We start from the raw sequence: 6,354 nt of genomic DNA, 5'->3' as shown, positions 1-6,354 counted from the left end.
CCGAGTCTGCCCAGGTGGCATGACTCAAACAAAAGGGTCTCCGAGAAACCCGGGGCGGTTCAAAAACAATTTCTACCGAGCACATGGAGATGATTATGAATCCGTACACACCTGGCAACGACAGAGAGATAACCAGCGAAGTCCTGCTGAAACTGCAGGGCGACGCACTGCGGCACCTGCCGATGGCTTGCAAGACCTGTCCGTCAGCGATGTGGCAGATCACCGGCAAGCCGGACCGACCCGAAGCCGTGACGGTGCGTTGTTACTGCCCAGTGATGCACACGTTCACGTGGGACAGTCGCAACCAGGAGGAGATTCTGGATTGCGATCATCTGTACCAGCAGGAGGACGAGGAAGGCGGGCCGGGTCCACAACTGAGCGAGGAAGAGGAGGAAGCCAACCTGCCGCCGTTTCTCAGGAAACAAAGGGAACAGCAACGCCTGCAGGCGCAACAGGCCGACGACGAGCCGGAGCTGGAAAACCCCGAAACACCCGAGTACGAGCTGGACGTGTAGTCCCGCCTTATGCCCAGAACCCCCACCGTGTCGCCACCATCGCTGACATCGAGGAGCGGGGCCGACGCCTGTTTGACCCGCTCAAGCGGCCTTCTGGCAACGCGCTGGTGTTCTATCGATCATCCAGCCACCCACAGGTGGCCGGCCAGTTGCCCCAGGCGAGGACTGTGACGACAACGCCTGTCCAATCTACTGCCGGACGCAGGCCCCGGAGTTCAGGCAAGCCCCGCCCTCCCCGTCAATGGCGGCCTGGTGCTGTCCCGCCTTACGCCAAGAACCCGCACCGGGTCGCGACGGTGGCTGACATCGAGCAGCGCGCCCGGATGCTGTTCGATCCGCTCAAGCGACCTGCAGACAAGGCGCTGGTGTTCAAGCGGGCTTCCATCAAGGCCCTGACCGTTAACAAACACGCCTCCACGGTGGCCGCGTATTTCACGCGGCAGGCTCAGCACAACCAGATCGCTCCGGCCCACCGCCGGGCCATACGCCGGATCGATCAGCAGTATTTCGCGCTCAGGCGCGCCGTGTTCTCCGATCAACGCTTAACCCGCCAAGACAAGGCGCAGCTGGTTTCCGTGCTGACGTTCGAGCGGCTCAAAGCGCGTGAACAGTTCCACAACCCGAAACCCAACATCGAGGTAAATCTCATGGGCAGTGCAGCTATACGCAATCTCTTAGACGATGAAAAAGAAGACCCAGGCTTCAGCATTAGCGGCGCGAGGGGACCTGCCCCCGAAGGCGTGCGTGAACGGGTGAAGCGGGTCATGGATCGCTTCGCCAAACAGGTTGATCCAGTCGCCGCCAGTGAGCGGGCCCGCGACCTCAGCGCCAAGGATCTTTACACGCGCAAGGCCAAGTTCAGTCAGAACGTGCATTACCTGGACAAACAGACCGACAAGACTTTGTTTGTCGACACGGGTACCACCATTTCCATGCGCCGCACGGGCATCACCGAAGCCGGGGTGTCCGTAGCCCTCCAGCTGGCCCGGGAAAGGTTTGGCAGCACACTGACGATCAACGGCACTGCCGAATTCAAAAAACTGGTGATCGAGGCGGTGGCCAAGAATGGCCTGGACGTGCATTTCACCGACAAGGCCATGAATCAAAGCCTGGCTGACCGCCGTGCAGAGCTGGACATCGAACGTGATGGCCAGAGCATTGGTCCTGCCACCGACTTGCCTCGGCACGTTGATGACGCCACACGGGACGTGCGGGACCAGGCGGATCGCCTAGGCGTTACCGTGCCTATCGAATCGCTGTATGGCCAAGGAAAAACGGCTGACCAGGTTAGCCAGGCGCTGGCCACCCAGCTCGACACTGTTCCCGAGCCGGAGCGCATTGCGTTCGTGGAGACGGTGGCGATCACCCTGGGCATTCCAGAGCGCGGCCAGCCCAAAGGCGACCAGGCTTTTGCGCAATGGCAGGCACCGCGTGCTCACCCTGATGTGGATTCCACCGCGCCGGCCACGTCTGAGGCACAGACCAGCACGCCTGAGCCGGTGAGTACTTCAGCTGGCACAAGCCCAGCGCCGGCACCAGTGAACCCGGAAGCCGCAAAGCCTACGCCGGCTAATGCCAACGACCTGCCTCGGCACGTTGATGACTCCTCACGGGAGATACGGGACCTGGTGGATAAGTTGGGCGTTACAGTGACAATCGAGGCGCTATATAGAGAAGGAAAAAACGCTGAGCAGGTTAGCCAGGTACTGACCAAAGAGCTGGACTTCGTGCCAGAGCGGATGCGCGTTTCGTTAGTCGAACTGGTGGCGACCACGCTGGGCATTCCAAAACGTGGTGAGCCCAAGGGCGATCAGGCCTTTGCGCAATGGCAGGCGCAGCGTGCGCAATCGACTGCCGATTCCGCAGCAACAGCCACAGCTGAAGTGCAGACTAGTCGGGCCAACGATCCTGACCTGCAGAGCCCCAGCGAGCTGGTCAGGCTTGAAGCACAATGGCGTCGTGATTTCCCGATGTCCGAAGCGGATGTCAGAGCCTCTGATACGGTCATGGGCTTGCGAGGTAAAGACCACGCCATCTGGCTTATTGCGGCGGATGACAAGACCCCGGAAGCCGCTGCCATGCTGACGGCTTACATGGAAAACGACAGCTATCGTGAAGCGTTCAAAGCCAGCGTCGTCGACCTTTACAAGCAAGTCGAAAACTCTCCTAAGTTGATCGATGACCTGGACCAACTCACAGCGATGGCTGCGCAGATAGTCAATGAGGTGGAAGAGCGTTTGTACCTGGCACCTCAAGCAGCAACGCGCCAGACAGCGCCGTCCAGGAGCAAAGTCATCGAGGGCACGCTTATCGAGCATGGGGAAGCACCGTATCAGCACAATGATGACAACCAGATGAGCTACTTCGTGACGCTCAAGCCCGAGGGCGGTAAGCCCCGCACGGTGTGGGGCGTAGGGCTGGAAGAGGCCATGGGCGACGCAGATCTGAAGCAAGGCGACCAGGTACGTTTGCAAGACCTGGGCACCCAGCCTGTCGTTGTGCAGGTCATCGAAGAGGACGGCACTGTCACGGACAAAACAGTCAACCGCCGCGAATGGTCCGCGCAGCCGATCGCGCCTGATCGGGAAGTGGCCGAAACCACGCCCAAGGGGCAGGCCGCAGCAGCAGGCACACCGGAGCTGTCATCCCCGGATGAAGATGATGGTATGAGTGTGGATTGAACCGAGTGAGAACCCACCTCCTTGTGTGGAGGTGGGTCCCTTCCAGGCGACTCAGTAGATTCCTCGTAGCAAATTTTCCATAACTTATGTAAGTTATGTCACTTCAATAATCAGTATCAAGGGCAGTTCATGATCTTACTTTTAGGTGGTGAAAAAGGCGGTAGCGGTAAAAGCTGTCTGGCTCAAAACCTGGCCGTCTGGCTGCAGGCTCGCGGAGGTGACGTCCTGCTTCTAGATGCCGACCCTCAGGGCACAACCGCAGACTGGGCTGCTGAACGCTCTGCACAGGGAGACCTCCCTGCGATTCCTGTTGTGCAAGCACACGGCAATATTCGTCAAACGCTGACAGACCTTCGGGGCCGGTACAGGCAAATTGTGGTCGATGCTGGAGGATCTGATTCGGAGGCACTGCGGTCAGCTATGACGGTAGCAACTCATATGTTGATCCCTTTCCGGCCCAAGCGGCGAGATCTCAAGACCCTTCCAAAGGTCGATAACCTGGCACGACTGGCTACTGCAGTGAACCCAGCATTGAACGTGCGTGCAGTGATCACCCAATGCCCTGCCCTTCCTAGCCAGATACAGCGGATATTGGATGCCAAAGAAGCATGCCGCTCCTTCGGCATTCAACCTCTTGACGCGATTACTACAGCTCGCAATGTCTACGACGATGCGGATGAAGACGGATGTTCGGTCTTGGAGAGCAACTCTGACGCACGTGCTAAAGAAGAGATAGAGACGTTGGCAGCAGAGCTTTGGGGGGCTGCAAAATGGGATTGAAAGATTTGATTCGTAAGCCTGAGCAGGTCTCCCCGTCTTCGGAGGCCAACGACGAAGCAGCGCTGGCTTTCATATCGGCAGCGCCCGTTAGTGCCACGCCCGAGCCTAAGCGCAAGAGTAAGAAAGCTTCTACATTCGTACGTACTACTTTTTCCCTCTCCAAGGACGTTAACAGGCAGATAGATAAGATTTCTCTTTTGCCACGGACCTTCCGCATATCTAGATCCGATGTGATTCGGGCTGGAATCATGGCCCTCCAAGAGCTTGATAAGGCTGACCTCATTGCGCTGCTTGAGAATGCATCTAATGCTGAACCCATAACCCATTCTATGGAAGACGAGTAAGTGCTATAACTTACGTAAGTTATTACTGTTGCATAAATTACATCATTAATTTCGTTGAAAGCCCCGTCACGCAAGGGTTATGGCCATGCGCACTAGGCTGAAAAGTTGGTGGAATATAAGCTTAAAAAATGGCATTTTCATTGCGGATGGGGAATCCGGGTGATAGTGTTCACGCACTTTGCCTGCCCACCGTTGCTGGGATGCCATATTTTTCATGCTCGAATGAGCGTAGACGGGAAAATTTCTAACGATTTAGCCAAATAGCAGAAACCAAAAAGCCCCGCTTGCCGGCGGGGCTTTTTGGAAAAACTTGAACAGGCCTTGCTTTTTTCGAGAGAAGGAGACCTGTCCAACACACATAACGTGAGCTGATTATGGCGTTCACTGCGGCTTTGTGCAAGTCGTCAAAAGTGAAGCCATCAGTTCACCGCTGAACGGTGGACTTATGGAAAAGATTCTTCAGCGGCTGTGCGTTCTCGATGACCGCACCCTGCCCCCCCGGTTGACCCTTTGTGTCACACACTTTCACGCCGTTGGCCAACCTGCTGGCCAAGGCGGTGAAGCATGAGCCACGACAATGCGCTCAGCCTTTCCCTCGCGACCTCACTCATGGCCAACGCCGATCCGCTGGCCAGCAGCACTCACCTTCCGCCAGCGCGGTTTTTCGAAGACGGCACCGCGCTCAATCGGTTATTGCTGGAAGCGCCGTACATGGCGCGATGCAGCGATGACAAAACCGCGACCCGCGTTCGCCCTCGTGAGTACGCGCTTCGTTATCCCTATATGCAGGTCAATCGCCCCGGCATGGTGTCCTGGCTGGTGTTCGACCTGGACCACGCCAATGCCCTGGCCTGGGACGATGCCGGGTTGCCCGCGCCGAACCTGATGGTGCGTAACCGAAAAAGCGGCCATTCCCAATTGTTCTATGCCGTGCCGTCCGTGTGCACCACCGAGAACGCACGAGCCAAGCCGATTCAGTACATGAAAGCGATCTATGCCGCGTTTGCCGCTCGCCTCGACGCGGACGTGGACTACCACGGTGGCCCTGTGGCCAAAACCCCTGGTCACCCCTGGTGGGAGACTACTGAATTCCACAGCCACGTCTATGAACTGGGCGAACTGGCGAGCGCGGTAGAGCTGACCGTCAAGCCATGGGCCACTGGTCCCAAGCTTGACCAGGTCAGCCATTCGCGGCACTGCATCCTGTTCGAGCAGCTGCGTTATTTTGCGTACAGCATCGTCAATCGCGAGCGCGAGCTGGGGTCGTTTGAGTCTTTCATGCGCTCGCTCGATGCGTATGCGTACAACCACAACAGCTTTCTAAAACAGGGCTTTTCGGAAAACCTGCCGCTGTCTTCGATACGCGCCACGGTCAAATCCGTAGGTCGCTGGACGTGGGATCGGTACACCGGTGATCGTCGTTGCCATCGAGGCGCAATGCAGCTCGATGGCAGCTTGTCGCTCACCGAGCGGCAGAGCCTGGCTGCGAAGCGCACCAATGAGCTGCGGCACAAAGCCACAGAATCGAAGATCCGTGCCGCGTGCAGGCAGCTTCAGGACCAGGGCAAGGCATTGGTACGTTCTGCCATTGCCACGCTCGCCGGCGTTTCGGTGAGAACGGTGTCCAGCTACACGCACATCCTTACCGAAGTCTTGCAACCGGCCACTGTGAGCGTTCTCAGGGCCAGCCGTAAGGCTGTGTCCGTACCACCTCGGCAAGATCGTTCACCCGCTACCCCATCCGTTCAGGCCCCCGTGGGTCAGCCTGCTGATGGCCGCGCCTCGGGTGTGCAATCCGGTGTACATCAGATATCTGCGGTCCCGCAGGGGCCGCAAGTGGGAGAGCCCTTAAAAACAGAACATGAGGATGGTTCATGATGGGGAGTGCGCGTATGAATTCAGTGCGTGCTGCTGGTCGGCTTGATGCATAGGAATTTCAAAATGCCTATGCATCAAGTTGACGCTATGACGGAGGCGTCATGCCTTCATAGCGATGCGTAGTAAGACACTGATGCGTTACTTATGCAGTGAAAA

5 protein-coding genes are annotated in these 6,354 nt (G+C 57.6%); all 5 read left to right on the top strand.

From position 1 onward, the window contains the following. Positions 1–95: 95 nt before the first annotated feature. The 5 genes from AO277_RS09615 (at position 96) to AO277_RS09595 (ending at position 6,198) form a co-directional block, all read left to right on the top strand. On the top strand, positions 96–515 hold the full coding sequence (locus tag AO277_RS09615; protein WP_025391098.1) for a hypothetical protein: 420 nt from the start codon (positions 96–98) through the stop codon (positions 513–515). Positions 516–811: 296 nt separating this feature from the next. After that, entirely contained in the window at positions 812–3,196 is a 2,385-nt protein-coding gene (locus AO277_RS29045; RefSeq protein ID WP_306599912.1) for an LPD7 domain-containing protein, read from the top strand. A 129-nt stretch (positions 3,197–3,325) separates the two neighbouring features. After that, positions 3,326–3,976, top strand: coding sequence for an AAA family ATPase (locus AO277_RS09605; RefSeq protein ID WP_003407061.1), 651 nt, complete (start codon positions 3,326–3,328; stop codon positions 3,974–3,976). Beyond that, the gene (locus AO277_RS09600; RefSeq protein ID WP_044320153.1) at positions 3,967–4,320 is read left to right on the top strand and encodes a hypothetical protein; all 354 of its coding nucleotides are present in this window, start codon (positions 3,967–3,969) and stop codon (positions 4,318–4,320) included. The genes AO277_RS09605 and AO277_RS09600 overlap by 10 nt, the downstream gene beginning before the upstream one ends. A gap of 564 nt (positions 4,321–4,884) precedes the next feature. Then, on the top strand, positions 4,885–6,198 hold the full coding sequence (locus AO277_RS09595; protein ID WP_099258944.1) for a replication initiation protein: 1,314 nt from the start codon (positions 4,885–4,887) through the stop codon (positions 6,196–6,198). Positions 6,199–6,354 lie beyond the last annotated feature (156 nt).

Source organism: Pseudomonas amygdali (assembly GCF_002699855.1).
Lineage (GTDB): Bacteria > Pseudomonadota > Gammaproteobacteria > Pseudomonadales > Pseudomonadaceae > Aquipseudomonas > Aquipseudomonas amygdali.
Note: the sequence above shows the minus strand (reverse complement) of the source record. Positions and strands in the feature narration are given on the sequence as shown.

What these genes read in the sequence shown, in the direction of transcription:
- AO277_RS09615 (WP_025391098.1), top strand. Translation starts at nt 96, where the DNA reads ATGAATCCGTACACACCTGGCAACGACAGAGAGATAACCAGCGAAGTC.
- AO277_RS09605 (WP_003407061.1), top strand. Translation starts at nt 3,326, where the DNA reads ATGATCTTACTTTTAGGTGGTGAAAAAGGCGGTAGCGGTAAAAGCTGT.
- AO277_RS09600 (WP_044320153.1), top strand. Translation starts at nt 3,967, where the DNA reads ATGGGATTGAAAGATTTGATTCGTAAGCCTGAGCAGGTCTCCCCGTCT.
- AO277_RS09595 (WP_099258944.1), top strand. Translation starts at nt 4,885, where the DNA reads ATGAGCCACGACAATGCGCTCAGCCTTTCCCTCGCGACCTCACTCATG.